Annotated in this window: 22 protein-coding genes, 3 tRNA genes and 1 other annotated feature; of the genes, 20 read left to right on the top strand and 5 right to left on the bottom strand. The window is 39.5% G+C overall.

Translation table 11 applies throughout. The annotated features are described in order from the left end of the window. Together guaB and trpS are read right to left on the bottom strand one after the other, a co-directional pair. Window positions 1-1226 (bottom strand): IMP dehydrogenase (gene guaB / locus B3473_RS07145; RefSeq protein WP_293678440.1); only part of this gene is annotated, 1226 nt, incomplete at its 3' end. 229 nt (window positions 1227-1455) lie between these two features. Then, a complete protein-coding gene (gene trpS / locus B3473_RS07140) occupies window positions 1456-2478 on the bottom strand; it encodes a tryptophan--tRNA ligase (RefSeq protein ID WP_154455073.1) in 1023 nt (340 codons plus the stop codon). A 55-nt stretch (window positions 2479-2533) separates the two neighbouring features. Next, window positions 2534-2734 (bottom strand) — a binding site (T-box leader). A 161-nt stretch (window positions 2735-2895) separates the two neighbouring features. Here trpS and B3473_RS07135 point away from each other — a divergent pair. From B3473_RS07135 to B3473_RS07125, 3 genes are all read left to right on the top strand, one after another. Continuing rightward, complete coding sequence (locus B3473_RS07135; protein ID WP_154455072.1) at window positions 2896-3768, top strand: YitT family protein; 873 nt, start codon at window positions 2896-2898, stop codon at window positions 3766-3768. A gap of 83 nt (window positions 3769-3851) precedes the next feature. Further along, window positions 3852-5474 (top strand): ATP-binding cassette domain-containing protein, encoded by a 1623-nt coding sequence (locus B3473_RS07130; protein ID WP_154455071.1) that lies wholly within the window; start codon window positions 3852-3854, stop codon window positions 5472-5474. 81 nt (window positions 5475-5555) lie between these two features. Continuing rightward, window positions 5556-8147: a YfhO family protein gene (locus B3473_RS07125; protein WP_154455070.1), complete on the top strand. Its 2592-nt coding sequence runs from the start codon at window positions 5556-5558 to the stop codon at window positions 8145-8147. 104 nt (window positions 8148-8251) lie between these two features. Here B3473_RS07125 and B3473_RS07120 read toward each other — a convergent pair. Together B3473_RS07120 and B3473_RS07115 are read right to left on the bottom strand one after the other, a co-directional pair. After that, window positions 8252-8325: transfer RNA gene (locus B3473_RS07120), tRNA-Asn, on the bottom strand. Between the two features lie 26 nt (window positions 8326-8351). Beyond that, window positions 8352-8423 (bottom strand) — tRNA-Glu (locus tag B3473_RS07115). A 162-nt stretch (window positions 8424-8585) separates the two neighbouring features. Here B3473_RS07115 and B3473_RS07110 point away from each other — a divergent pair. Further along, window positions 8586-8659 (top strand) — tRNA-Arg (locus tag B3473_RS07110). A 41-nt stretch (window positions 8660-8700) separates the two neighbouring features. Here B3473_RS07110 and rlmH read toward each other — a convergent pair. After that, a complete protein-coding gene (gene rlmH / locus B3473_RS07105) occupies window positions 8701-9180 on the bottom strand; it encodes a 23S rRNA (pseudouridine(1915)-N(3))-methyltransferase RlmH (RefSeq protein ID WP_154455338.1) in 480 nt (159 codons plus the stop codon). A 225-nt stretch (window positions 9181-9405) separates the two neighbouring features. Between rlmH and B3473_RS07100 the strand changes: the two genes are divergently transcribed. The 16 genes from B3473_RS07100 to ftsH all read left to right on the top strand — a co-directional run bounded on the left by B3473_RS07100 (window position 9406) and on the right by ftsH (window position 26467). After that, window positions 9406-10632, top strand: coding sequence for a S1C family serine protease (locus B3473_RS07100; protein ID WP_349675898.1), 1227 nt, complete (start codon window positions 9406-9408; stop codon window positions 10630-10632). Window positions 10633-10707: 75 nt separating this feature from the next. Beyond that, the gene (locus B3473_RS07095) at window positions 10708-11490 is read left to right on the top strand and encodes a ParB/RepB/Spo0J family partition protein (RefSeq protein WP_154455339.1); all 783 of its coding nucleotides are present in this window, start codon (window positions 10708-10710) and stop codon (window positions 11488-11490) included. A gap of 233 nt (window positions 11491-11723) precedes the next feature. Next, window positions 11724-13076, top strand: coding sequence for a chromosomal replication initiator protein DnaA (dnaA, locus tag B3473_RS07090; protein WP_154455340.1), 1353 nt, complete (start codon window positions 11724-11726; stop codon window positions 13074-13076). Window positions 13077-13231: 155 nt separating this feature from the next. Next, on the top strand, window positions 13232-14368 hold the full coding sequence (gene dnaN, locus B3473_RS07085; RefSeq protein WP_154455341.1) for a DNA polymerase III subunit beta: 1137 nt from the start codon (window positions 13232-13234) through the stop codon (window positions 14366-14368). Between the two features lie 84 nt (window positions 14369-14452). Next, window positions 14453-14650, top strand: coding sequence for a DUF951 domain-containing protein (locus B3473_RS07080; RefSeq protein WP_154455342.1), 198 nt, complete (start codon window positions 14453-14455; stop codon window positions 14648-14650). A gap of 130 nt (window positions 14651-14780) precedes the next feature. Next, a complete protein-coding gene (locus tag B3473_RS07075; protein ID WP_154455343.1) occupies window positions 14781-15134 on the top strand; it encodes a helix-turn-helix domain-containing protein in 354 nt (117 codons plus the stop codon). Window positions 15135-15216: 82 nt separating this feature from the next. Next, window positions 15217-16332: a redox-regulated ATPase YchF gene (gene ychF, locus B3473_RS07070; protein WP_168261361.1), complete on the top strand. Its 1116-nt coding sequence runs from the start codon at window positions 15217-15219 to the stop codon at window positions 16330-16332. Between the two features lie 68 nt (window positions 16333-16400). Beyond that, the gene (pth, locus tag B3473_RS07065) at window positions 16401-16970 is read left to right on the top strand and encodes an aminoacyl-tRNA hydrolase (RefSeq protein ID WP_154455345.1); all 570 of its coding nucleotides are present in this window, start codon (window positions 16401-16403) and stop codon (window positions 16968-16970) included. Window positions 16971-16974: 4 nt separating this feature from the next. Further along, entirely contained in the window at window positions 16975-20472 is a 3498-nt protein-coding gene (gene mfd / locus B3473_RS07060; protein WP_154455346.1) for a transcription-repair coupling factor, read from the top strand. A 119-nt stretch (window positions 20473-20591) separates the two neighbouring features. After that, complete coding sequence (locus tag B3473_RS07055) at window positions 20592-20864, top strand: RNA-binding S4 domain-containing protein (RefSeq protein ID WP_154455347.1); 273 nt, start codon at window positions 20592-20594, stop codon at window positions 20862-20864. After that, entirely contained in the window at window positions 20851-21222 is a 372-nt protein-coding gene (locus B3473_RS07050) for an FtsB family cell division protein (protein WP_154455348.1), read from the top strand. The genes B3473_RS07055 and B3473_RS07050 overlap by 14 nt, the downstream gene beginning before the upstream one ends. A 3-nt stretch (window positions 21223-21225) precedes the next feature. Beyond that, complete coding sequence (locus B3473_RS07045; RefSeq protein WP_154455349.1) at window positions 21226-21348, top strand: SP_0009 family protein; 123 nt, start codon at window positions 21226-21228, stop codon at window positions 21346-21348. Between the two features lie 15 nt (window positions 21349-21363). Then, window positions 21364-22650: a serine hydrolase gene (locus tag B3473_RS07040; protein WP_167829317.1), complete on the top strand. Its 1287-nt coding sequence runs from the start codon at window positions 21364-21366 to the stop codon at window positions 22648-22650. Between the two features lies 1 nt (window position 22651). After that, on the top strand, window positions 22652-23920 hold the full coding sequence (gene tilS, locus B3473_RS07035; protein ID WP_235280776.1) for a tRNA lysidine(34) synthetase TilS: 1269 nt from the start codon (window positions 22652-22654) through the stop codon (window positions 23918-23920). Window positions 23921-23924: 4 nt separating this feature from the next. Beyond that, complete coding sequence (hpt, locus tag B3473_RS07030) at window positions 23925-24470, top strand: hypoxanthine phosphoribosyltransferase (protein WP_154455354.1); 546 nt, start codon at window positions 23925-23927, stop codon at window positions 24468-24470. Between the two features lie 17 nt (window positions 24471-24487). Next, window positions 24488-26467: an ATP-dependent zinc metalloprotease FtsH gene (gene ftsH / locus B3473_RS07025; RefSeq protein ID WP_154455351.1), complete on the top strand. Its 1980-nt coding sequence runs from the start codon at window positions 24488-24490 to the stop codon at window positions 26465-26467. The last annotated feature ends 170 nt before the right edge of the window (window positions 26468-26637 follow it).

The raw sequence follows: 26637 nt of genomic DNA, 5'->3' as shown, positions 1-26637 counted from the left end.
TGGAAGTAACGGTCGCTTGAACCTTTCTTCATAGCTGCAATTGAGCCCATTCCACGGTAAGTTTTGAATTTACGACCGTGGTAAATTTCAGTTTCACCAGGTGCTTCGTCAGTACCTGCAAACATTGAACCAAGCATAACCGCATTACCACCAGCTGCCAAGGCTTTCACAATATCACCAGAATATTTGATACCACCATCAGCGATGATTGTTTTACCATATTCACGCGCAACTGCTGCTGCATCGTAAATAGCAGTAACTTGAGGAACACCGACACCGGCAACCACACGCGTTGTACAGATTGAACCAGGACCGATCCCGACTTTAACCACATCAACACCTGCTTCGTAAAGAGCGCGTGCACCTTCTGCAGTTGCTACGTTACCAGCAATCAATGTGCGTTCTGGGAAGTGTTGACGAATTTCAGCGATTTTACGAAGAACACCAGCTGAGTGACCGTGTGCTGTATCGATAACGATAGCATCTGCGCCAGCTTCAAAAAGAGCTTCTGCACGTTCAAATGTATCTGAAGTAACACCAACAGCTCCAGCAACCAAAAGACGTCCAAATTCATCTTTTGCTGCGTTAGGGAATTCGATAACTTTTTCAATATCTTTGATAGTGATCAATCCTGATAGGCGACCTTCTTCATCAACTAAAGGTAATTTTTCAATGCGATGTTTGTGAAGGATACGCTCTGCTGTTTCCAAATCTGTTCCAACTGGAGCAGTCACCAATTCTTCACTTGTCATATGTTTTGAAATTGGTGTGTGGTAATCTGAAATAAAGCGCATATCACGGTTGGTAATGATACCAACCAATTTACGATTTTCAAGTGTTTCAACAACTGGAACACCACTGATACTATAACGTTGCATCAATTCTTCAGCTTCTGAAACAGAATGCTCAGGTGTTAAGAAGAATGGGTCAATAATAACGCCATTTTCAGAACGTTTTACCTTGCGAATTTCTTCAGCTTGTTCTTGAATTGACATGTTTTTATGAATAACTCCAAGACCACCTGCGCGTGCGATGGCAATTGCCATTTTACTGTCAGTTACAGTATCCATAGCAGCTGTCACGATAGGAATGTTCAATGTCAAATTTTTTGCAAGTTTGGTTTGCATGTTAACTTCGTTTGGAAGAACATGACTCTCAGCAGGAATAAGCAATACATCATCAAAAGTGTAACCTTTTTTCAAAAATTTAGTGTCCCAATTTGACATTTATTAACCCTCTTTTCTATGCTAGTACTTAGGGAATTCCAATCCCAGCTTACTTTTGTTGTTACTATCATATCATGCTAAAATCATTTGTCAATAAACTAAATTCAATTTTTTAATTTAACTATAAACGTTAAAAAAGGATGTTAAAGCCTTTTTCCCTGAAAAAACAAAAAATCCAAAAGCCTGATGACTTTTGGATTTAAACTGCTAATAGCCTGTCTAACAATGATTAAAAATAGTTGATACCCATAGCTGCTTTGACTTCTGATAGGGTCTGACAAACCACTTCACGCGCTGCTTCGCTGCCTTTTTCTAGCATGCGGAAAACTTCGCCCATGTCTTTGGCATATTCTAAGCGACGTTCGCGAATAGGAGCTAATTCACGTTCCAAGATTTCTAGCAAGTAACGTTTGGTTTTAACATCCCCAAGACCACCACGTTGGTAGTGTTCTTTCATGGCTGCAATATCGGCTTGATCTTCCTCGCGTCCAAAAATATCAAGGTAATGAAAGACCATATTGCCTTCAATTTGACCTGGATCCTCCACACGCACGTGATTAGGATCAGTGTACATGCTCATCACTTTTTTACGAACAGTATCCGCGTCATCAGACAAGTAAATGCCATTGCCAAGTGATTTAGACATTTTGGCATTGCCATCTAAACCTGGCAAACGTCCAGCTGCTTCGTTTTCTGGGAAAATCCCTTCTGGTTCTACCAAAATATCGGTTTTATAGGTATGATTGAAACTGCGTACGATTTCACGTGTTTGCTCAATCATCGGTTTTTGGTCATTTCCAACTGGCACATAATTGGCTTTAAAAGCGGTAATATCTGCAGCCTGAGAAATTGGGTAAACCAAGAAACCTGTTGGGATAGAGCTACCAAAGCCTTTTTGGACAATTTCACTTTTAACGGTTGGGTTACGTTCCAAACGTGCTAGTGATACCAAATTCATGTAATACATGGTCAATTCAGCCAATTCTGGGATTTGACTTTGAATGAAAATGGTTGATTTATCAGGGTCAAGTCCCACAGATAAGTAATCCAAAGCTACGTTTCCGACAGATTCTCGAATGATTTCTGATTCTTTGGCATGGTCAGTCAAAGCTTGTTGGTCTGCCAAGAAAACAAACATGTTGTACTTGTCTTCATTTTGCAACAAGACACGATTTTTTAGGCTTCCAACATAATGTCCCAAGTGCAATTTTCCTGTTGGACGGTCGCCTGTTAAAATAATAGGTTTAGTCATTTTATCACCTCAATATTTATTGTAAACATAAAAATAGCCTCACGTAGCATCACTACGTGAGGGCGTCATGGATACGCGGTACCACCTCAATTGATAGAAAAGCCTATCATCTCTTTACCACTATGCAAGATTTACAATCGTGTAAATCCCTTTTGTCAAACATCAGCCCATTCATACAAAAAGACTACTGATTCTCAGCACCATCAGCTCTCTAAAAGTCCCACTTTGTATTACTTTTCTGAATCTTCTTTATTCTATGAAATTATCCTTTTTTTGTCAAGTTGAGCGACGCTTTCCACTAAAAATGGAAAAACGGATTTTACACCGAATTGAGGCGACAAATCTTGACGCGGTGACACTTCTTTGTCATAATAGAAACGCTTGTATATCAGGCTATTTCGCTTTTGAGGAGTTCTAATGAAAAAGAGATTGATAGATATTGGATTGGTGACGACTGGGTCACTGATTGCCGCTGTTGGCTTTAACACTTTTTTCCTAGAAAATCACATCGCTTCTGGTGGCGTTGTGGGACTTGCAGTCAGTTTTAAAGCCTTGTTTGGTTGGAATACAGGGGATTTTGTGCTCTTGTCCAATTTCCCTTTGTTACTGGCTTGTTGGTTCTTTTTGGGTCGCGAAATCTTCTTTAAAACGGTTTATGGTTCTTGGATTTATTCCATCTTTGTCAAATTAACCGAAGGACTTCCAAATCTGACGGACAATACCTTGCTCGCGGCTATTTTTGGAGGCATTATTTGTGGTTTTGGGTTAGGTGTTGTTTTTTGGGGTAATTCATCAACAGGGGGAACAGGTATTCTCACACAAATCTTGCACAAATACACTCCCCTTCCTCTTGCAGTTGCCATGACCATTGTTGATGGTTTTAGTGTGGCTATGGGCTTTATTGCCTTTGATATTGATACGGTCATGTATTCTATTATCGGCCTGCTTGTCATTGGTTACGTGGTCAATAGCATGCAAATTGGGGTGACTTCGTCACGTAATGTTATGATTATTTCCCCAAAAAACCAAGCCATCAAAGAATACATTGCTACTAAGGCAGATAGAGGGGTTTCTGAAATTCCCATCACAGGTGGCTACTCTGGGAAAAATAAAACCATGTTGATGACTACGGTTTCTATTCAGGAAGTATCACGACTAGAAAAGAATATTTTAAGCATTGACCCAACAGCTTTTGTGGTCATCATGCCAGCCACACACGTTAGAGGACGCGGCTTTAGTCTGAAAAAACAGTACGCTCTTGACGATGAAGATTTGATTTTACCAATGTAGGATAAGGCTTAATTTTCGCACATTGAAAATTAAGCCTTTTTCATGTACAATGAAGGTCATAGATAAATATTACGAGGTGACAAATGCTTACAGTTTCTGATGTATCATTGCGTTTTAGTGATCGAAAATTATTTGATGACGTTAACATCAACTTTACAGCTGGAAATACCTACGGCTTGATCGGGGCTAACGGTGCTGGAAAATCAACATTTCTAAAAATTTTAGCTGGAGATATCGAGCCAACGACTGGACATGTTTCACTTGGACCAAATGAACGCTTGTCTGTTCTTCGCCAAAATCACTTTGACTACGAAGAAGAACGTGTCATTGATGTAGTTATCATGGGAAATGAAAAACTTTACAACATCATGAAAGAAAAAGATGCTATTTACATGAAAGCTGACTTTTCTGATGAAGACGGTGTTCGTGCGGCAGAACTTGAAAGTGAATTTGCTGAACTTGGTGGTTGGGAAGCTGAAAGCGAAGCCTCACAACTTCTACAAAACCTTAACATTTCAGAAGACCTCCACTACCAAAACATGAGCGAATTGGCAAACGGGGACAAGGTTAAGGTGCTTTTGGCTAAGGCTTTATTTGGGCAACCTGATGTGCTCCTTCTTGACGAGCCAACCAACGGTCTTGACATCCAATCTATTTCTTGGTTAGAAGATTTCTTGATTGATTTTGAAAATACCGTTATCGTGGTTTCCCATGACCGTCACTTCCTAAACAAAGTGTGCACGCACATGGCTGACCTTGACTTTGGTAAAATTAAACTTTACGTTGGTAACTACGACTTCTGGAAACAATCTTCAGAACTAGCTGCTCGTTTGCAAGCTGACCGCAATGCCAAAGCTGAAGAAAAAATCAAAGAATTGCAAGAATTTGTGGCACGTTTCTCTGCCAACGCTTCTAAATCAAAACAAGCCACATCACGTAAGAAAATGCTTGATAAAATTGAGTTAGAGGAAATTGTTCCTTCTAGCCGTAAATACCCATTTATCAAGTTTAATGCAGAGCGTGAACTCGGTAAGGATTTGCTAACAGTCGAAAACCTATCTGTTAAAATCGACGGTGAAACGGTTATCGACAATATCAGCTTTATTTTACGACCAGGTGACAAGACTGCTTTCATCGGGCAAAACGATATCCAAACCACTGCTTTGATTCGTGCCTTGATGGATGACATCGACTACGAAGGTACTATTAAATGGGGTGTGACAACTAGCCGCTCTTACCTACCAAAAGATAATTCACGTGATTTTGCATCTGGCGAATCTATCTTAGAATGGCTACGTCAATTTGCTTCAAAAGAAGAAGACGACAATACCTTCCTTCGTGGTTTCCTTGGACGCATGCTGTTCTCTGGTGATGAGGTTAACAAGTCTGTCAATGTGTTGTCAGGGGGAGAAAAAGTGCGCGTGATGCTTTCTAAGTTGATGCTATTGAAATCAAATGTTCTCGTGCTTGACGACCCAACTAACCACTTGGACTTGGAATCTATCTCAAGTTTGAACGACGGCTTGAAAGACTTTAAAGAATCAATCATTTTTGCCAGTCATGACCATGAGTTTATCCAAACCCTTGCTAATCACATCGTTGTGATTTCTAAAAATGGGGTCATTGACCGTATCGACGAAACATATGATGAGTTTCTTGAAAATGAAGAGATTCAAGCCAAAGTCCAAGAACTTTGGAAAGATTAACAAAATCACATTTCACATCATTTTGATACTTATAGAAGGAAACAGGTTGGGATTAGTATCTCAACCTGTCTTACTAAAGCCATGACACTAAAATCTTTAAAACCAAATCGTAATACCCTTTATTACCTCATTGCCTTTATCTTGCCTGTTGCTATTTTAGGTGTGACCCTATTTTCCAAAGATATTTTCATCAACAGCAAAACGACTATTTTAGCCAGTGATGGTTTTCATCAGTATGTCATTTTTGCTGAAAATTTACGGAATATTTTACATGGGTCAGATAGCCTCTTTTACACCTTTACCAGCGGTCTAGGTTTAAACTTTTACGCCTTGATAAGTTATTATTTAGGGAGCTTCTTCTCTCCGCTCGTTTATTTCTTTAGCTTAAAAACAATGCCTGATGCTATTTATATCTTGACCTTGCTCAAGATTGGTTCTATGGGGCTCTCTTGTTTTTACAGCCTAAGACATCTCTATCCCAAAGTGTTAAAACCACTGAGCATTATCTTATCAACATCTTATGCCTTGATGAGTTTTGCGATAAGCCAAATTGAAATCAATATGTGGCTGGATGTTTTCATCCTTCTCCCTTTGATTATTTTAGGGTTAAATCGCTTGTTGGCTCAGCAAAAATACGTTCTTTACTACGTCAGCTTAACCATTCTCTTTATCCAAAATTACTATTTTGGTTACATGGTTGCTATCTTTCTTACCCTTTATTTTCTCGTTCAACTCAGTAAAAACTTAAAATGGCGAGTGGTTGGACGTCAATTTTTAGACTTTACAGTGATGTCAATCGCAGCAGGTTTATCAAGTTGCATCATGCTACTGCCAACTTATTTAGACCTTTCAACACACGGGGAAGAATTTTCATCCTTTACAGGCTGGTTGTCTGACTCTTCTTGGTTTTTAGATATTTTTGCTAAAAATTTCGTTGGTGCTTACGACACTACAAAATTTGGTTCCATTCCGATGATTTATGTCGGTATTTTCCCCCTCATTTTAGCCCTTGTTTTCTTTAGCATTAAGTCAATTAAGTGGCAAACGCGCCTTGCTTACGGGCTCATGATAACTGTTCTTATCACTAGTTTCTACCTTGAACCCTTGGACCTTATTTGGCAAGGGATGCATTCGCCAAATATGTTTCTTCATCGCTATTCTTGGACCTTCTCTATCCTCGTGATTTTATTAGCAGCTGAAACACTGTCACACTTAGAAGAATTAAGCTTAAAACAATACCTTGTTGGAATCATTCCTGTTACTATTGGATTGATTGCCACCGTGGTACTAAAAAGCCACTACAAGTTTTTAGAAACGTCACAGATTGTGATTACATTTTCTTTTTTGATAGCCTACATAACCCTTTTGGTTAGCTATGCGAAAAATAGTCTTTCCTTAACTATTTTTGTTGGCTTTACACTCTTGTTTACACTCTTTGAGATTTCGCTCAATACCTACTATCAGATCAATGCTCTCGGCAACGAATGGGTCTTTCCTTCACGTCAAAGTTATGAACGGTATTTGACAGACATTGACAAGCTTGTCAAGAAGACCAAGTCAGAAAATAGCAACTTTTACCGTATGGAAGAACTTCTTCCTCAGACAGGTAACGACAGTATGAAATACAATTACAACGGCATCTCGCAATTTTCATCTATTCGAAATACCGCTTCTAGCAGCACCCTAGACCGTCTAGGTTTCAAATCAACTGGGACCAACCTCAATCTGCGTTACCAAAACAATACCTTGCTAATGGATAGCTTATTTGGCATCAAGTACAACCTCGCTGAAATTGGGGTTAATAAGTACGGCTTCAATTACAATGACGGCTCTGGCAACGTCATGCTTTATGAAAACCAAAACGCTAGTCAGCTGGCTATCTTAACCAATGGCATTTACAAAGATGTCACATTTACCGTCAATACACTGGATAACCAAACCAATTTCATCAATCGTTTGACAGGATTATCAGAGAAATTTTATACCCGCTTACCTTCTCAACTCATTAGCGGGGCAAATCAGCTCAATAACCGTGTTACAACAACTCACGAGGGGCAAGTAACCACAGCAGTTACTTACCAAGTAACCGTCCCCGACAATACGCAATTATATGTCAGCGTGCCTAATATTACTTTCTCTAATGAAAATAACGAATCTGTCCAAATAACCGTCAATGGACAGACAACTAATTACACCACAGACAATGTTTATAGCTTATTTGACCTTGGTTATTTTTATCTAGGACAAACCATTGATATTACCTTCCATTTCCCTGAAAATGGACAAGTTTCCTTTGACCAACCTAACTTTTATGCCCTTGACATAAACAGTTACCAAAAAGCAATGGATAAACTCAATCAGCAAGAGGTTCAAGTGACCACTTCTAAAAACACCATAACAGCCACCTACACTGCTGACAAGGACAGTTCTCTCCTCTTTACCATACCTTATGATAAAGGATGGACAGCCACTCAAAACGGCAAGAAAATCGCTCTAACAAAAGCTCAAGACGGCTTTATGAAAGTCAACGTCAAAGCAGGACAAGGTCAAGTCACATTAACTTATGTCCCTGAAGGGTTCCAATTAGGTGCCTGCCTATCCCTAGCTGGTGTCTTAGTATTTAGTGGTTATTATATCATTAGAAAGAAAAAACGCCCTGCAGGCGCTAAATAAGCCTTTAAAAAGAGATTAGGTTTTTCCCTAATCTCTTTTATGTGCTTTACAGTATCGGAATAAAAAACGTCCCAATCCAAAACTTAGGACGGGGTGTCTTATCACTCCGGCAGTAGGACTCGAACCTACGACATCATGATTAACAGTCATGCGCTACTACCAACTGAGCTATGCCGGATAAAGAAAAAAACTGCAGAGCAGCTATAGTCCGTACGGGATTCGAACCCGTGTTACCGCCGTGAAAAGGCGGTGTCTTAACCCCTTGACCAACGGACCAAATCATCATTACTTTTATTATTATAGCAGATATTTTAGATTTGTCTATAGTTTTTTTCAAAAAAAGTAAGATATTTTTGATCAATACTTGGTAACAGCTAAAGGATCTGGTTTCTAGTTGACAAATCAGGCGTTTTTTTGATAAAATAACAAAGTTGATACGGTCTCATAGCTCAGCTGGATAGAGCATTCGCCTTCTAAGCGAACGGTCGCAGGTTCGAATCCTGCTGGGATCATAAAACGAAGCCTGAAAAAGGAGGACACTAGTCCTCCTTTTTTATTTATGATAGGGACTGCCTTGTTGAATCATAAAGGCACGGTAGATTTGCTCTGATAGCACCAAACGCATCAATTGGTGAGGTAGCGTCATCTTGCCAAAACTCAACTTTAGATTAGCTTTTTGCTTGACCTTGTCCGCTAAACCTAGACTACCACCAATCACAAAGGCAATGCTAGAATAACCTCGCACTGTCGCATCTGAAATGACCTGACTAAAGGCCTCAGAACTCAACATTTCCCCTTCGATGGCTAAAATAATCACATAATCACGCTCAGAAAGCTTCGCTAAAATACGATCGCCTTCTTTTTCCATGATTTGCTGATTTTGCGCTTCGCTAGCCTTATCTGGCGTTTGTTCATCAGGCAATTCAATCATTTCAAACTTTGTGAACCGACTCATGCGCTTACGGTATTCAGCAATACCATCTTTTAGATACTTTTCTTTTAATTTTCCAACAGCAATAATTTTAACTTTCATACCTTACATTTTACCACATATTCACAAGTTTTTAACACCTTACCCACATGTTATTAACTTTTTTAGCCCCCTTAGATCCTTTTTATTTCAGGGAAGAAATTCACAGTTTTAAAAGTTTTCCACAGGTTGTGGATTACTTTCTTTTTCGCATTATTTAAGTTATAATTAAGTTGATTTTTATATTCTAAGTGAAAAATTGGAGGTGGCTAAGTGAAAAACATTAAACTGCCTAAAGGGCGTTTCAAAAATTGGCTAAAACCATTAGCTATTGTGCTTGTTAGCTTTGTTGCTGGGATTTTAGGTGCTATTTTGGTATTAAATCGTGCGGGAATCTCCCTATCTAACGTGAGTGGTTCAGGTGCCAAAACAACTACGAGTAGCGTGACTTATACCAATTCGACTGATGTCACAAAAGCTGTGGAAAAAGTTCAAGGAGCGGTCGTTTCCGTAATCAATTACCGTTCAGATTCTTCTTCAGGAAATGACATTTACAGTCAGATTTTTGGTAATGACAATTCGATTAACCAGTCAAATAACAGCGGTGATTTGTCAGTTTACAGCGAAGGTTCAGGGGTTATTTACAAAAAAGATGGTGACTCAGCCTATGTTGTAACCAATAATCACGTGGTCGATGGCGCAGAACAAATTGAAATCATGCTAGCCGACGGTAAAAAAGTTGTCGGTGAATTGGTCGGAGCTGACACTTACTCTGACATTGCTGTCGTGAAAATTTCGTCTAAAGATGTCACAACTGTTGCCGAATTTGCCGATTCTAATAAAATCACTGTCGGTGAAACAGCCATTGCTATTGGTAGCCCACTTGGAACAGAATACGCAAACTCAGTAACGCAAGGTATCGTTTCTAGTCTAAGCCGTACTGTAACAATGACTAATGACAATGGTGAAACCATTTCAACCAATGCCATTCAAACAGATGCTGCCATTAACCCAGGAAACTCTGGTGGTGCGCTAATCAATATTGAAGGGCAAGTCATCGGTATTAACTCTAGCAAGATTTCATCAACTTCAAGTTCTGGTGAGTCGGTTGAAGGTATGGGCTTTGCTATTCCGTCAAATGATGTGGTGAAAATCATCAATCAATTGGAGGAAAACGGAAAAGTTATCCGCCCTGCGCTTGGTATTTCAATGGTTAACTTGTCTGATTTGTCAACCAATGCTATTGCACAACTTAATATTCCAACAAGTATCACAAACGGTGTGCTTGTTGCCTCAGTTCAATCTGGCATGCCTGCTGAAGGAAAACTTCAAAAATATGATGTCATCACAGAAGTCGATGGTCAAGAAGTGACATCAACCTCTGACCTACAAAGCGTTCTTTACGGCCATTCTGTTGGAGACTCTGTCAAAGTAACCTTCTACCGTGGTACAGACAAGAAAACTGTGACAATTGATTTAAGTAAAACAACACAAGACTTATCAAGTACAAACTAAGGAAAAAATATGATAGACCAAAAGTGAAGCTGAGACGGTCTCAGCTTCACTTTTTAGAGTTTAGGATGAGAGAAAATGAAAGAGAAACTACAAGTTATACCCATTGAAGATATTTCGCCCAATCCCTACCAACCTAGGCTGGATTTTAAACCAGAAGAACTGGAAGAATTAGCCCAATCAATCAAGTTAAACGGGCTTATTCAGCCGATTATCGTCCGACAATCATCTGTTTTTGGCTACGAGCTTATCGCTGGCGAACGTCGTCTAAAAGCATCTAAACTAGCTGGTCTTAGTGAAATTCCAGCCATCATCAAAACCATTTCTGACCAAAAAAGCATGCAGCTTGCGATTATTGAAAATTTACAGCGCTCGGATTTAAATCCCATTGAAGAAGCAAAAGCTTACAAGCAATTGCTTGAAAAAAATCAGATGACGCATGAGGAATTGGCTCAGTTCATGGGCAAATCGCGTCCCTACATTACCAATTGCCTACGATTACTAAATCTTCCGCCCAGCCTTTCACGCGCGGTGGAAGAAGGAAGCTTGTCGCAAGGTCACGCTCGTTTGTTGTTGACCTTAAAGAGCAAAGAAGAACAGGAGCAGTGGTACCAACGCATTTTAAGCCAAGATATTAGTGTCCGAAAACTGGAGCAACTCCTAAAACCCAAACCAAGTGCTCCCAAAAAGAAAGCGAAGAAGGATATTTTTAAAAAACACCATGAAGACATCCTAAGTCAAAGTCTAGGACTGCCCGTTAGCATTTCGTTTGCTAATAGCAAAAGCACTCAAAAAGGAGAAGTGGTTTTGCATTTTCAGTCGGAAGAAGACTTTAACAGAATTATCAACAAGTTCAAATAGCGTGTGGATTTCCCTTTTTTCTTTTCTGAGTTTTCCACAAGAAAAATACCTTGTAAAAACTTTAGTTTATACCAATACAAGAGTTTTCCACTGCTTGTGGAAAACTCTTTTTCACATTGTGGAAAACTCTTTTAAACACCCTGTGGATTTCTACTTTTGTCCTGTTGTGGAAAACTTTTTTTTGTGTTAGAATATGGTAAGATTATCCACAAAACAAAAAAAGGAAAACTACTATGACTGAGAATGAACAATTATTTTGGAACAGAGTCTTAGAGTTAGCCAGAAATCAATTGAAGCAAGCCACTTATGAATTTTTCGTCTTAGATGCACGGCTGCTCAAAATTGAAAATCATACGGCTTTTATTTATCTCGACCCTGTCAAGGAAGTGTTTTGGAATAATAATCTGAAATCCATCATTCTAGCAGCTGGTTTTGAAATTTTTAATGCAGAGATTGTCATCCAATACGTTTTTGAAGACGATTTAAACGTGCAAACACCAGCTCAGGACAGCACACAAACGGTAGAAAAACCACAAAGCACACTACCACAGATGCATTCTGATTTAAACCCAAAATACACGTTTGATAATTTTGTCCAAGGTGATGAAAACCGCTGGGCTTTTTCAGCGTCTTATGCCGTAGCTGACGCTCCTGGAACAACCTACAATCCTCTTTTCATTTGGGGAGGACCAGGACTTGGAAAAACCCATCTGCTCAATGCCATCGGGCACGCTGTTTTAAAAAATAATCCTAATGCGCGTGTCAAATACATCACCGCTGAGAATTTCATCAACGAGTTTGTGACGCACATTCGTCTAGACACGATGGAAGAGCTTAAGGAAAAATTCCGCAATCTGGATGTTTTGTTGATTGATGACATTCAATCCTTAGCTAAAAAAACCCTATCCGGAACGCAAGAAGAATTCTTTAATACCTTCAATACCTTATACGATAATAATAAGCAAATCGTCCTTACTAGCGATCGTACACCTGACCACCTCGATAACTTGGAACAACGTTTAGTCACGCGCTTCAAATGGGGACTTACCATCAATATCACGCCGCCTGATTTTGAAACTCGCGTTGCGATTTTGACCAATAAAACCCAAGAATATGACTATGTTTTCCCGCAGGATACCATTGAATATTTAGCAGGGCAATTTGATTCCAATGTGCGTGACCTTGAAGGAGCGCTTAACGATATTAGCCTTGTGGCTAGCGTCAAAAAAATCAAAACCATTACCGTGGACATCGCAGCAGAAGCCATTCGAGCACGTAAGCAAGATGACCCTAAAATGACCGTCATTCCAATCGAGGACATTCAAACGCAAGTTGGGAAGTTTTACGATGTGACAGTTAAGGAAATCAAGGCGACCAAACGCACTCAAAACATCGTTTTAGCACGTCAGGTGGCTATGTACCTCGCACGGGAAATGACCGATAATTCGCTACCGAAAATTGGAAAAGAATTTGGCGGACGGGACCATTCTACCGTCCTACACGCCTACAACAAAATCAAGAATATGTTGGCTCAAGATGATAGCTTACGCATTGAAATTGAAACCATCAAAAATAAAATCAGATAGGCCTTGTGGATAAATCTAGATTTTTAAAAAGAGTTATCCACAATTTGTGCACAACTCTTTTCCCTGTTTTTTTGCTGCTTTTTGTGACTTTTCCACAGCTTCAACAAGACCTACTACTACTACTAAATTTATTATCATAACTAAAGGAGATTCCAATGATACAATTTTCCATCAATAAATCCTTTTTCCTTCAAGCTTTAAATGCAACCAAAAGAGCCATTTCTTCTAAAAATGCTATTCCGATTTTATCAACCATTAAAATTGAAGTGCATGCGCAACATATTGTCCTAACGGGGTCTAATGGTCAAATATCTATTGAAAATACCATTCCAGTTTCTAATGAAAATGCAGGTCTTTTGATTACCTCACCAGGAGCTGTTTTACTAGAAGCAAATTTCTTTATCAATATCATCTCAAGTCTGCCTGATGTGAGTTTGGATTTTACCGAAATTGATCATCACCAAATCGTGTTAACAAGTGGCAAATCAGAAATCACCCTAAAAGGAAAAGATGTGGATCTCTACCCACGTTTGCAAGAAATGACGACTGAAAATCCGCTAGTTCTTAAAACCAAACTGTTGAAAAGTATTATTTCAGAAACAGCTTTTGCAGCTAGCCTTCAAGAAAGCCGTCCTATTTTGACTGGAGTCCACATGGTGCTTAGTGAGCAAAAAGAATTTAAGGCAGTAGCGACGGACTCTCACCGCATGAGCCAACGCAAATTGACTTTGGAAAATACCTCAGCAAACTTTAACATGGTCATTCCAAGCAAATCTTTGCGTGAATTTTCAGCAGTTTTCACAGATGACATTGAAACCGTTGAAGTTTTCTTTTCAGATAGTCAAGTTTTGTTTAGAAGTGACTACATTAGTTTTTATACCCGTCTTTTAGAGGGAAACTACCCTGATACCGACCGTTTGTTGACCAATTCTTTTGAAACAGAAGTAACCTTTAACACCGCAGCCCTTCGTTCAGCTATGGAGCGTGCTTACTTGATTTCAAATGCGACACAAAACGGAACGGTTAAATTGGAAATCACCAGCGATAGCATTTCATCTCACGTTAATTCACCAGAAGTGGGGAAAGTTAACGAAGAGCTAGATAGCATCAGCCAGTCTGGTAGTGATTTAACCATTAGTTTTAACCCAACTTATCTGATTGAAGCGTTGAAAGCCTTGAAGAGCGAAACAGTCATGATACGTTTTATTTCCCCTGTTCGTCCATTTACCTTAATGCCTGGTGATGATACTGAGAATTTTGTTCAACTGATTACACCAGTTCGCACCAATTAATCCTTTTTGTGAGAAAAGTTGACCGAGTCCTTGTTTAAGGCCTTCTAAAACTTTTCTTTTTCATTTCGTTTTAGAGGAGAAGTTATGTACGTTATTGGCAGTTATGTTGAAATGAAAAAATCTCATGCTTGCACCATTAAATCAACTGGTAAAAAAGCCAATGAGTGGGAAGTTATCCGAATTGGTGCAGATATTAAAATCCGTTGTACCAACTGTGACCACGTTGTCATGATGAGCCGTCATGATTTTGAACGAAAGATGCGAAAAGTATTACCAAAATAAAGCCGCAACCAAGAAAAGCCTTTAATATTAGGATTTTTAGCTATTTGCAACTAGGAGTTGCTTGAAAAAGTGCTCGATTATCCCAGAGATTTTTGCTATCCTGTGTAAAAAAAGAAAGTAGGGATACCAAATGACAGTCTTTGCAAAACAATTAAAACAGCTTCGTCAAGAAAAAGCTTTCTCACAAGAAGGTTTGGCACAGGAACTTTTTATCTCACGTCAAGCTATTTCAAAATGGGAAACGGGTGAAGTAACACCAGATATGGAAAATTTAGTGAAGTTGGCTACTATTTTGGACGTTAGCTTAGATGAGTTGGTTCTTGGAATAAAACCTGAAAAAAAGATTGAGCGTGTGGTGGAAGTCAGAGAAAACAAGACCATGAATGCTTGGGAATTCTTATCTCAGTACTGGTGGATTATCTTAGCTATCGGTGGCTTTTTGTCTTGGTTTCTTCCAAACACTTTTCCAAAAATTTTTGGTTAATTTGGTTTGCCTATGGGCAAGCCCTTTTTACTTTTTTTTGGTATAATAGTAGTGATTGAATATTTTGAATGGAGATAAAAACATGGCTTTAACAGCAGGTATTGTTGGTTTACCTAACGTTGGGAAATCAACGCTATTTAATGCGATTACCAAAGCAGGAGCAGAGGCTGCTAACTATCCATTTGCAACGATTGACCCAAACGTGGGAATGGTTGAAGTGCCAGATGAACGCTTGCAAAAATTAACGGAATTGATTACACCGAAAAAAACAGTTCCAACAACTTTTGAATTTACAGATATTGCAGGTATCGTAAAAGGGGCTTCACGTGGGGAAGGTCTTGGAAATAAATTTCTTGCCAATATCCGTGAAGTCGATGCGATTGTACACGTGGTGCGTGCTTTTGACGATGAAAATGTCATGCGTGAACAAGGACGTGAGGATGCTTTTGTTGACCCTCTTGCTGATATTGATACCATTAACCTAGAATTGATTTTAGCTGACCTAGAATCGGTTAATAAACGTTATGCGCGTGTTGAAAAAATTGCTCGCACGCAAAAAGATAAGGATTCCATTGCAGAATTTAACGTTCTGCAAAAAATCAAGCCAGTGCTTGAGGACGGAAAATCAGCGCGTACCATTGACTTTACAGAAGATGAACAAAAAATCGTGAAACAATTATTCCTTCTAACGACAAAACCTGTCCTTTATGTGGCAAATGTCGATGAAGACAAAGTTGCAAACCCAGATGACATCGAATATGTCAAACAAATTCGTGAATTTGCGGCAACTGAAAATGCAGAAGTGGTTGTCATCTCAGCACGTGCCGAAGAAGAAATTTCAGAACTAGATGATGAAGACAAAGCTTTCTTCCTTGAAGATTTAGGCTTAACAGAATCTGGTGTTGACAAATTGACTCGTGCGGCGTATCATTTACTTGGTCTTGGGACTTACTTTACAGCAGGGGAAAAAGAAGTGCGTGCTTGGACCTTTAAACGTGGTATTAAAGCTCCTCAAGCGGCAGGTATCATCCACTCAGACTTCGAGCGAGGATTTATCCGTGCCATCACTATGTCTTATGATGATTTGATTGCTTATGGCTCAGAAAAAGCAGTCAAAGAAGCAGGTCGTCTTCGTGAAGAAGGAAAAGATTATGTGGTTCAAGATGGCGATATCATGGAATTCCGCTTTAACGTATAAACTAAATGACAGATAAGCAAGGTTGGAAAAAGTATTTTCCAGCCTTTTGGTAGTTGAAAGGAAAACATATGGTAAAAATGATTGTTGGTCTGGGAAATCCAGGCAGTAAATACCATGATACACGACATAATATTGGTTTTATGACGATTGACCGTTTGGCTCAAGCGTTTCAAGTGACTTTTTCAGAGGATAAGAACTTTAAAGCAGAAGTCGGGTCTTGCTTTATCAACGGGGAAAAGATTTATTTGGTAAAACCAACCACATTTATGAATAATTCAGGTTTGGCGGTTCATGCTTTGTTGACCTACTTTAATATCGATATTGCTGATTTTGTGGTTATCTATGATGATTTGGATATGGAAGTGGGACGTTTGCGTTTGCGTCAAAAAGGCTCTGCGGGCGGTCATAATGGGATTAAGTCTATTATTGCTCATACAGGTACGCAAACCTTTGACCGTATCAAAGTCGGTATTGGACGTCCTAAACAAGGGCGCACCGTGGTGGACCATGTCCTTGGGACATTTGATGTAGATGAAAAGATTACGGTTGAGCAAGCTCTAGATAAAGTGACAGATGCTGTCCAATTTTATTTGCAAGAAGCCGATTTTGCCAAAACCATGCAACGATTTAATGGGTAGTACAATGAATATTATTGATTTATTTAGCCAAAATAAGCTCATTCAAGATTGGCAGGCTCACGTTTCCCAATTGGAACGCCAGCTAATCATGGGCTTGTCTGGCTCTAGTCGCGCCTTAGCCATTGCTTCAGCTTATCAAGCCAATAAGGGCAAGTATGTTGTTATCACTTCCACTCAAAATGAGGTGGAAAAACTAGCCAGCGATTTGTCGAGTTTGATTGGGGAAGAGCAAGTTTACACCTTTTTTGCAGATGATGTCGCAGCGGCAGAGTTTATTTTCTCTTCGATGGACAAGGTCAATTCGCGCTTGGAAAGCCTTAATTTTTTGCAGAATGCAGAGCAAACAGGTGTTTTGGTGACTAGTTTAATGGGGACACGGGTACTATTACCTAACCCTGCAACGTACGCTCATAATCAACTGCATTTTGAGTTAGGGCATAGCTACGAATTGGACGACGTGGTCAAAACACTAGCTTTACTTGGTTACCAACGTGCCAACCAAGTTCTTAACCCAGGAGAATTTAGCCAACGTGGTGATATCATTGATATTTATGAAATTACGGCTGACCGTCCTTACCGTTTGGAATTTTTCGGAGATGAGATTGATGGCATTAGGCAATTTGAGGTAAGCAGTCAAAAGTCTGTTGATACCCTTTCTCATGTCACTATTTTTCCAGCAGATGATTTATTGTTGTATGAGGAAGATTTTGCCAGAGCGACCAAGTCTTTGGAAAAGTATTTGGAAACGGCAAAAGAGGAGCAACATGCTTATTTAAGCGAGGTTTATGAGTCTACCAAGGCAGGCTATAAGCACGCTGATATCAGACGCTTTGCTTCTATCTTCTACGCGAAAGAATGGACCTTATTGGATTACATTCCAAAAGAAACGCCTGTTTTCTTTGATGATTTTCAAAAGGTCATCGACCGTAATGCCAAGGTGGATTTGGAAGTTGCCAACTTATTGACAGAAGATTTACAACGTGGTAAAGCTGTGTCAAGTTTGGTTTACTTTGCAGATAGCTATAAAAAACTGCGTCAGTATCAGCCTGCGACCTTTTTCTCTCATTTTCATAAGGGTCTTGGAAATCTCAAATTTACCCATCTCTACCAGCTCACGCAGTATCCGATGCAGGAGTTTTTCAACCAGATACCGCTAGTGATTGAAGAAGTGCATCGTTACCAAAAATCAAAAGCGACGGTTATCATTCAAGCAGATTCACAACATGGTGCGGAACGTTTACAGAAAGATTTACAAGAATACGGTTTGCAATTGCCGATTGTAGCCAGTGATGACGTTGAGCCAAAACAAGCTCAGCTTTTGGTTGGCAACTTATCCAACGGTTTTTACTTTGCGGATGACAAATTGGTGGTTATCACTGAGCGTGAAATCTACCATAAAAAGATTAAACGCCGTGTTCGTCACTCCAATATCAGCAATGCGGAGCGTTTGAAAGACTATAATGAGCTTTCAAAGGGCGATTATGTGGTTCACCAAATCCACGGAATTGGCCAATTTTTAGGTATTGAAACCATTGATATTCATGGGGTTCACCGTGATTATCTCACTATTCAATACCAAGATTCGGCCACCATTTCTTTGCCAATTGAACAAATTGAAAGCCTATCAAAATACGTTTCAGCTGACGGCAAGGCCCCAAAAATCAATAAACTTAATGACGGGCGTTTTCAAAAGACCAAGCAAAAAGTGTCTAAACAAGTGGAAGATATTGCTGATGATTTGCTGAAATTATATGCTGAGCGTAGCCAATTAAAAGGTTTTGCTTTTTCACCAGATGATGATTTGCAGCGCGAATTTGACAATGATTTTGCCTTTGTCGAAACAGAAGACCAATTGCGCTCTATCAAAGAAATTAAGCAGGACATGGAAGAAGATAAACCAATGGACCGCTTGCTAGTGGGAGACGTCGGTTTTGGTAAGACAGAAGTTGCTATGCGAGCCGCTTTTAAAGCGGTCAAAGACCACAAGCAAGTCGCGGTTTTGGTACCTACAACCGTCTTAGCCCAGCAACATTACACCAATTTTTCAGAACGCTTTGACAATTATCCTGTCAAGGTGGAAGTGCTCAGCCGTTTTCGCAGCAAGAAAGAGCAAAATGAAACCTTGGAGCAACTCAAAAAAGGGCAAATTGATATTATCATTGGTACTCACCGTCTTTTGTCTAAGGATGTTGTCTTTGCTGATTTGGGTTTGATTATCATCGATGAAGAGCAGCGTTTTGGAGTTAAACACAAGGAAAAACTCAAGGAACTAAAGGCCAAAGTGGATGTATTGACCCTAACGGCAACACCTATTCCTCGAACTCTTCATATGTCAATGCTGGGCATTCGTGATTTATCGGTTATTGAAACCCCACCAACCAACCGTTATCCTGTTCAAACCTATGTTTTGGAAACCAATCCTGGCTTAATTCGTGAAGCTATTATCCGTGAGATTGACCGTGGCGGACAGGTCTTCTACATTTACAATAAAGTTGACAGTATTGACCAAAAAGTCGCAGAACTGCAAGAATTGGTTCCTGAAGCTAGTATCGGTTTTGTGCATGGTCAGATGAGTGAGATTCAATTGGAAAATACCCTCATGGATTTTATTGACAGTGTTTACGATGTTTTGGTGGCGACCACCATTATCGAAACAGGAGTTGATATTTCAAATGTCAATACCTTATTCATTGAAAATGCAGACCATATGGGCTTGTCAACCTTGTATCAACTGCGTGGACGTGTGGGGCGCTCTAATCGTATTGCCTATGCTTATCTCATGTATCGACCAGATAAGATTTTGACAGAGGTATCTGAAAAACGTTTGGATGCTATCAAAGGATTCACTGAACTGGGTTCTGGTTTTAAAATTGCCATGCGGGACTTGTCTATCCGTGGCGCAGGTAATATTTTAGGGGCTTCACAAAGTGGCTTTATTGATTCGGTTGGATTTGAGATGTATTCGCAACTTTTAGAGGAAGCCATTGCCAAAAAACAAGGAAAATCCCAAGTGCGTCGTAAGAGTAATGCTGAGGTTAATCTCCAAATTGATGCTTACCTTCCAAGTGATTACATTGAAGACGAGCGCCAAAAAATCGAAATTTACAAGCGTATTCGCGACATCGCTAATCACAGCGACTACCAAAGTTTGCAAGATGAGTTGATTGACCGTTTTGGTGAGTACCCAGACCAAGTGGCTTATTTGCTTGAGATTGGCTTAGTAAAAGCTTATATGGACAATGCTTTTGCTGAATTGGTCGAGCGAAAAGACACCAATGTGTTGGTGCGTTTTGAAAAAGCGTCGCTGCAACATTATCTGACCCAAGATTACTTTGAAGCTCTGTCAAAAACGAACTTGAAAGCCCGCATCAGCGAAAATCAAGGTAAAATCGAAATTATCTTCAATGTCCGTGGTAAAAAAGACTACGAGATTTTAGAGGAATTGCAGCACTTTGGTCAGATGCTGGCGGAAATCAAGGCTCGCAAGATAGACAAAGACTAGCTGACAACAGTATCTTTAAGTTTGTTGATGCCTTTTATTACAGTATTTTAACAAACTCATTTAAGCCAGCTATTTTACACAAAAAATGATAAAATAAAACAGTTACGAGGTAAATGATTATGAGACTTGATAAATATTTGAAAGTATCCCGTATTATTAAACGTCGTCCAGTGGCGAAAGAAGTCGCAGACAAAGGACGTATTAAAGTCAATGGCATCTTAGCCAAATCATCAACCGATTTAAAAATCAATGACGAAGTGGAAATTCGTTTTGGAAATAAATTGCTAACGGTGCGTGTTTTGGAAATGAAAGACAGCACCAAAAAAGAAGATGCAGCCAAAATGTACGAAATCATTAAGGAAACAAGGATAGAAGCGGATGGAGAAGCCTAATATCGTTCAATTAAACAATCAGTACATCAACGACGAAAACACCAAAAAACGCTATCTTGAAGAGGAAAATCGCAAACGGCATCGTTTTATGGGGTGGATTTTGGTGGTCGTGATGCTCTTGTTTATCTTACCGACCTATAATCTGGTCAAAAGTTACCAGACTTTACAGGAACAAAAAGCCAAGGTCGTTTCCCTGCAAAAAGACTACGACAAATTGGTCGTTGAAGCCGATGCAGAGAAAGTTCTTGCCAATCGCTTAAAAGACGATAATTATGTCGCTAAGTATGCGCGTGCCAAATACTACTTATCGCGCTCGGGTGAAACGGTTTACCCATTACCAAATCTATTACCAAAATAATTTATGGAACATTTAATTGAAACAATTGAAAAATTTCTAGCTTATTCTGATGATAAGTTAGAAGAACTCGCTAAAGAAAATCAAGCTTTAAGAGAAGAAAATCATCATTCATCACAAAAACAGTAACGGAAGGAGAAACCAGTGAAAAAACTATTTGCAGTAATGCTAATACCATTTTTTTTGGTCTCTCTTCCAGTTATTAGTACAGAAAAAGACATGGATTTAAGCAATGAGGAAAAGTATCACCTAAATACGACAGTTGTGTCATCCTCAACCTATTTTGATGCCATTCCTCAAAATCCAATTCTCATCCAAGATAGCACGACTTATAAAGATGCGGATTTGACCGTTGCTGCGGATACCTTATCAGCTAACACACCGTTAACCATCACAGATTGGCTCGTCAATTACGCCACTATCCCTGTTTTTAAATTATCAGACGGTAGTTATATTGAAGCCAGTCGACAGGTGGTTAGTGATGATGTGGTTTTTAGTCAAGAAGCCATTACTCAAGATTTTTGGCTAAACGATGGCTTTACCGTTTATCAAACGCCTTATGTAACAGGAACGAAATCGGTCAAGACGGATTTAACGCCTTATAGCAAGGTCACCGTTACTCAAAAAGCCGTCACAAGTCACGGCACTTATTACAAGGTTGATGGTAAAGGTTGGATTGCTGCGACGGATTTGTCTGAAACGGATAATCGTATGCAAAAAGTGCAAGCCATGCTCAACCAAAAATACAATAAGAGCAATTATTCGATTTACGTGAAACAATTAGGAACGCAAGTAACCGCAGAAATCAACGCCGATAAGGTCATGTATTCTGCTAGCGTTGCCAAATTAGCGACCCTTTATTATGTTGAGGCTCAATTGCAAAAAGGAGCTATCACGTCAGACGATAAGTTGGTCTACGTAGATGCGGTCAATCATTTTGATAAGTCCTATGAGCCAGGTGGCAGCGGGAAAATGAGCAAGTCAGCTGACAATAAAGAATACACGGTTGATACTTTGCTAAAAGCTGTCGCTCAGTATTCTGACAATGTCGCAACAAACATTTTGGGTTACTACGTTGCGCATCAATATGACGATGATTTCAACAATACCATCACGGCTGTCGCAGGGACACCGATTGACATGAAAGAACGCAATATGTCTGCCAAGACAGCAGCAAATCTGATGGAAGCCATTTACAATCAAAATGGCGAAATCATTTCTTACCTGTCGTCAACTGATTTTGACAGCACTCGTATTTCAAAAGATATTGATGTGCAAGTGGCGCATAAAATTGGAGACGCATACGACTACAAGCACGATGTTGCAATTGTCTATGCCGACCAACCCTTTATTCTATCGATTTTTACCAATAATGCTTCTTATGACGATATCACCAATATCGCCAATGACGTTTATAGTATTTTAAAATAAAATGTACGAACCATTAGTCAAAGAGATTCAAAAAAAGGCTTATTTTGCCAAGCATAAAAAAGTATTAATAGCAGTATCAGGTGGAGTAGATTCGATGAATCTGCTACACTTTTTGTATATTTACCGACATCAACTGGAAATTGAGATTGGCATTGTTCATGTCAACCACAAGCAGCGAGCAGCTTCAGAAGAAGAAGAGGCTTATTTGAGAAAATGGGCAAGGGAGCACCATATTCCGATTTTTATGTCGGCTTTTTCAGGTGTTTTTTCAGAAAAAGCTGCGCGTGATTTCAGGTATGCTTTTTTCAAGAAAGTCATGACAGAACAAAACTACACTGCCGTAGTCACTGCCCACCATGCAGATGACCAGTCTGAAACGATTTTGATGCGTTTATTGCGTGGTAGCCGCCTTCGCTATTTAGCGGGAATGCAGGCGGTTAGCTCTTTTGGAACGGGAGAACTCATTCGCCCATTTTTGACCATTTCAAAGGCTGATTTACCAGATATTTTCCATTTTGAAGATGCCTCTAACGCTTCTTTGGACTACCTGCGTAATCGCATTAGAAATCAATACCTCCCAACTTTAGAGCAAGAAAATCCAAAGTTTAGACAAGCTCTTCGGCATTTAGGCGAAGAAAGTCAGACGCTTTTTCAAGCTTTGCAAGATTTAACGGCAACCATTGACAGAACAGATTGTTCACAGTTTTTAGCTCAAAGTAAGGCCGTGCAATTTTTCCTTTTTCAAGATTATCTAAGCCAATTTCCTGATTTGCAAGTATCTCATGCTCAGTTTGAAGAAATGCTTAATCTATTGCGTCAGCGACAAAATCTGGATTATCACATTAAAAATGATTATCGACTAATTAAAGATGCCAAGCAATTTCACATCACAAAAATCAGCCCTAAGACCGATGGGGAAATACCTCAAAAAATGCTAGAATATGGCGGTATAGTCAGATATGGTCAGTATCAATTTCACTTTAATAATGAGAGGAATAACAAAGGCATTCCTTTGTATCATGTGACTCCCATTAAATTAAGGCACAGACAACCAGGTGACTATATTGATTTTGGTGCTTTTTCCAAAAAATTACGGCGGCTATTTATTGACGAAAAAATCTCCTTGCAAGACCGTTCAGAGGCAATTGTGGGAGAGCAAGACGGTCAAGTGATTTTTGTACTAGTTGCCGGTAAAACTTATTTGAGAAAAGCTCCCAAACATGGTATAATGGAGGGCACATTGCATATTGAAAAAATTAGAAACAGGTGATGTCATGCTTGAACAAGATATTGAAAAAGTTTTGTACTCAGAGGAAGAGATTATTACTAAAACGAAAGCATTAGGCGAACAATTAACAAAAGATTATAATGGTAAAAATCCTCTTTTGATTGGTATTTTAAAAGGCTCAGTTCCTTTTATCGCGGAATTGATAAAGCATATCGATACCAAAGTGGAATTGGATTTTATGGTTGTGTCTAGTTACGGCAACCAAACAACAAGTAGCGGTGAAGTAAAAATTCTCAAAGATGTCGATACCAATATCGAAGGTCGTGATGTTATCTTTGTTGAAGATATCATTGATACAGGACGTACTTTGCTCTACCTACGAGATATGTTTAAATACCGTAAAGCCAATTCTGTAAAAATCGCTACCCTTTTTGATAAACCAGAAGGTCGTGTGGTTGATATTGAAGCAGATTATGTGTGCTACGATGTGCCAAACGAGTTTATTGTTGGTTTTGGTCTTGATTATGCAGAACATTATCGTAATTTACCATATGTAGGAGTCCTTAAAGAAGAAATTTACTCAGATAAATAGAGGGTTAAAATTATTGTATGAAAAATAATAGAAATAATGGCTTTGTTCGAAATTCCTTTATTTATATTCTTTTGATTATTGCAGGGATTACAGCCTTTCAATATTACTTAAGGGGATCAAGTACACAAAGTCAACAAATTAATTACTCGACTTTAATGCAACGCATTAAGTCAGGGGATGTTAAGTCGATCACTTACCAACCAAGCGGCAGTGTGATTGAAGTTAGTGGTGAATACACCAAAGCACAATCAACGAAAACAAGTGCCAGCTTGCCATTTTTAGAAGGTCGAAAAACAGCTGAAGTAACCAAATTTACGTCAATTGTTTTGCCAAGCGATTCTTCTGTTGAAACGTTAACCAAGGCTGCTGAGGATGCAGATGTTTCTATAACAGTCAAACAGGAAAGCTCTAGCGGTGCTTGGATTACTTATATCATCACTTATGTACCACTTATCTTGATGGTTGTCTTCTTCTTTATGATGATGAACCAAGGCGGAAATGGTGCACGAGGAGCGATGAACTTTGGTCGAAACAGAGCCAAATCTCAGAGCCAAGGCAACGTGAAAGTACGTTTCTCTGACGTTGCCGGTGCAGAAGAAGAAAAACAAGAACTAGTTGAAGTTGTTGACTTCTTGAAAAATCCGAAGAAATACAAAGCACTTGGTGCTAGAATTCCTGCTGGTGTCCTTCTTGAAGGCCCTCCGGGAACAGGTAAAACCCTTCTTGCTAAAGCCGTTGCCGGTGAAGCAGGTGTTCCATTCTTCTCTATCTCAGGTTCTGACTTCGTTGAAATGTTCGTCGGTGTCGGTGCAAGCCGTGTGAGATCCCTTTTTGAAGATGCTAAAAAAGCAGAACGTGCCATCATTTTCATAGATGAAATCGATGCTGTCGGCCGCCGTCGTGGTGCCGGTATGGGTGGCGGAAATGATGAACGCGAACAAACCCTTAACCAACTTCTTATCGAGATGGATGGTTTTGAAGGCAACGAAAGTATTATTGTTATCGCAGCAACCAACCGTAGTGACGTCCTAGACCCAGCTCTTCTTCGTCCAGGTCGTTTTGACCGTAAGATTTTGGTTGGTAGTCCAGATGTTAAGGGACGTGAAGCTATTTTACGCGTTCACGCTAAGAATAAACCTTTGGCATCAGACGTTGATTTGAAAGTTGTCGCGCAACAAACACCAGGATTTGTTGGTGCAGACCTTGAAAATGTTCTTAACGAAGCAGCCTTAGTTGCAGCACGTCGTAATAAGAAGAAAATCGATGCTTCTGATATTGATGAGGCAGAAGATCGTGTTATTGCAGGTCCATCTAAGAAAGACCGTACGATTTCTCAAAAAGAACGCGAAATGGTGGCCTACCACGAAGCTGGACATACCATCGTTGGTTTGGTGCTTTCAAGTGCGCGTGTCGTCCACAAAGTAACGATCGTTCCACGTGGTCGCGCAGGTGGTTACATGATTGCCCTTCCTAAAGAAGACCAAATGTTGCATTCAAAAGATGATTTGAAAGAACAATTGGCTGGTTTAATGGGTGGTCGTGTTGCAGAAGAAATTATCTTTAATGCTCAAACGACAGGTGCGTCAAATGACTTTGAACAAGCTACCCAAATCGCACGTGCTATGGTTACTGAATATGGTATGAGTGATACATTAGGACCTGTTCAATATGAAGGAAACCATGCCGTCATGACAGGACAAATGTCACCAGAAAAATCATATTCTGCTCAAACCGCACAAATGATTGATGACGAAGTTCGTAAACTGCTTAATGAAGCACGTGATAAAGCGGCTGATATCATCAATAACAACCGTGAAACACATAAACTTATTGCAGAAGCCCTTCTTAAATATGAAACCCTTGATGCTGCTGAAATCAAGTCTATTTACGAAACAGGAAAAATGCCTGAAGAACAAGACAAAGATAATCAAGAAGCACATGCCCTTTCATATGATGAAGTCAAAGAAAAAATGGCTGACTCATCTGACTCAGAATAGTGCCATAGTTTTGATATAAAATAAAACAGTCGGTATTGGCTGTTTTATTTTTATCTTTTTAAAAAAACTTTAAAAAAGTTATTGACAAGAGATCCAAGAGATGGTAAACTGTTATAGTTGTCTGATGAGAGGACAACAGCTATCAGGTTTCAAAAAAGCTTTTGAAAAAA

It is taken from the genome of Streptococcus sp. UBA632 (genome assembly GCF_002300045.1).
Taxonomy (GTDB): domain Bacteria; phylum Bacillota; class Bacilli; order Lactobacillales; family Streptococcaceae; genus Streptococcus; species Streptococcus alactolyticus.
Note: the sequence above shows the minus strand (reverse complement) of the source record. Positions and strands in the feature narration are given on the sequence as shown.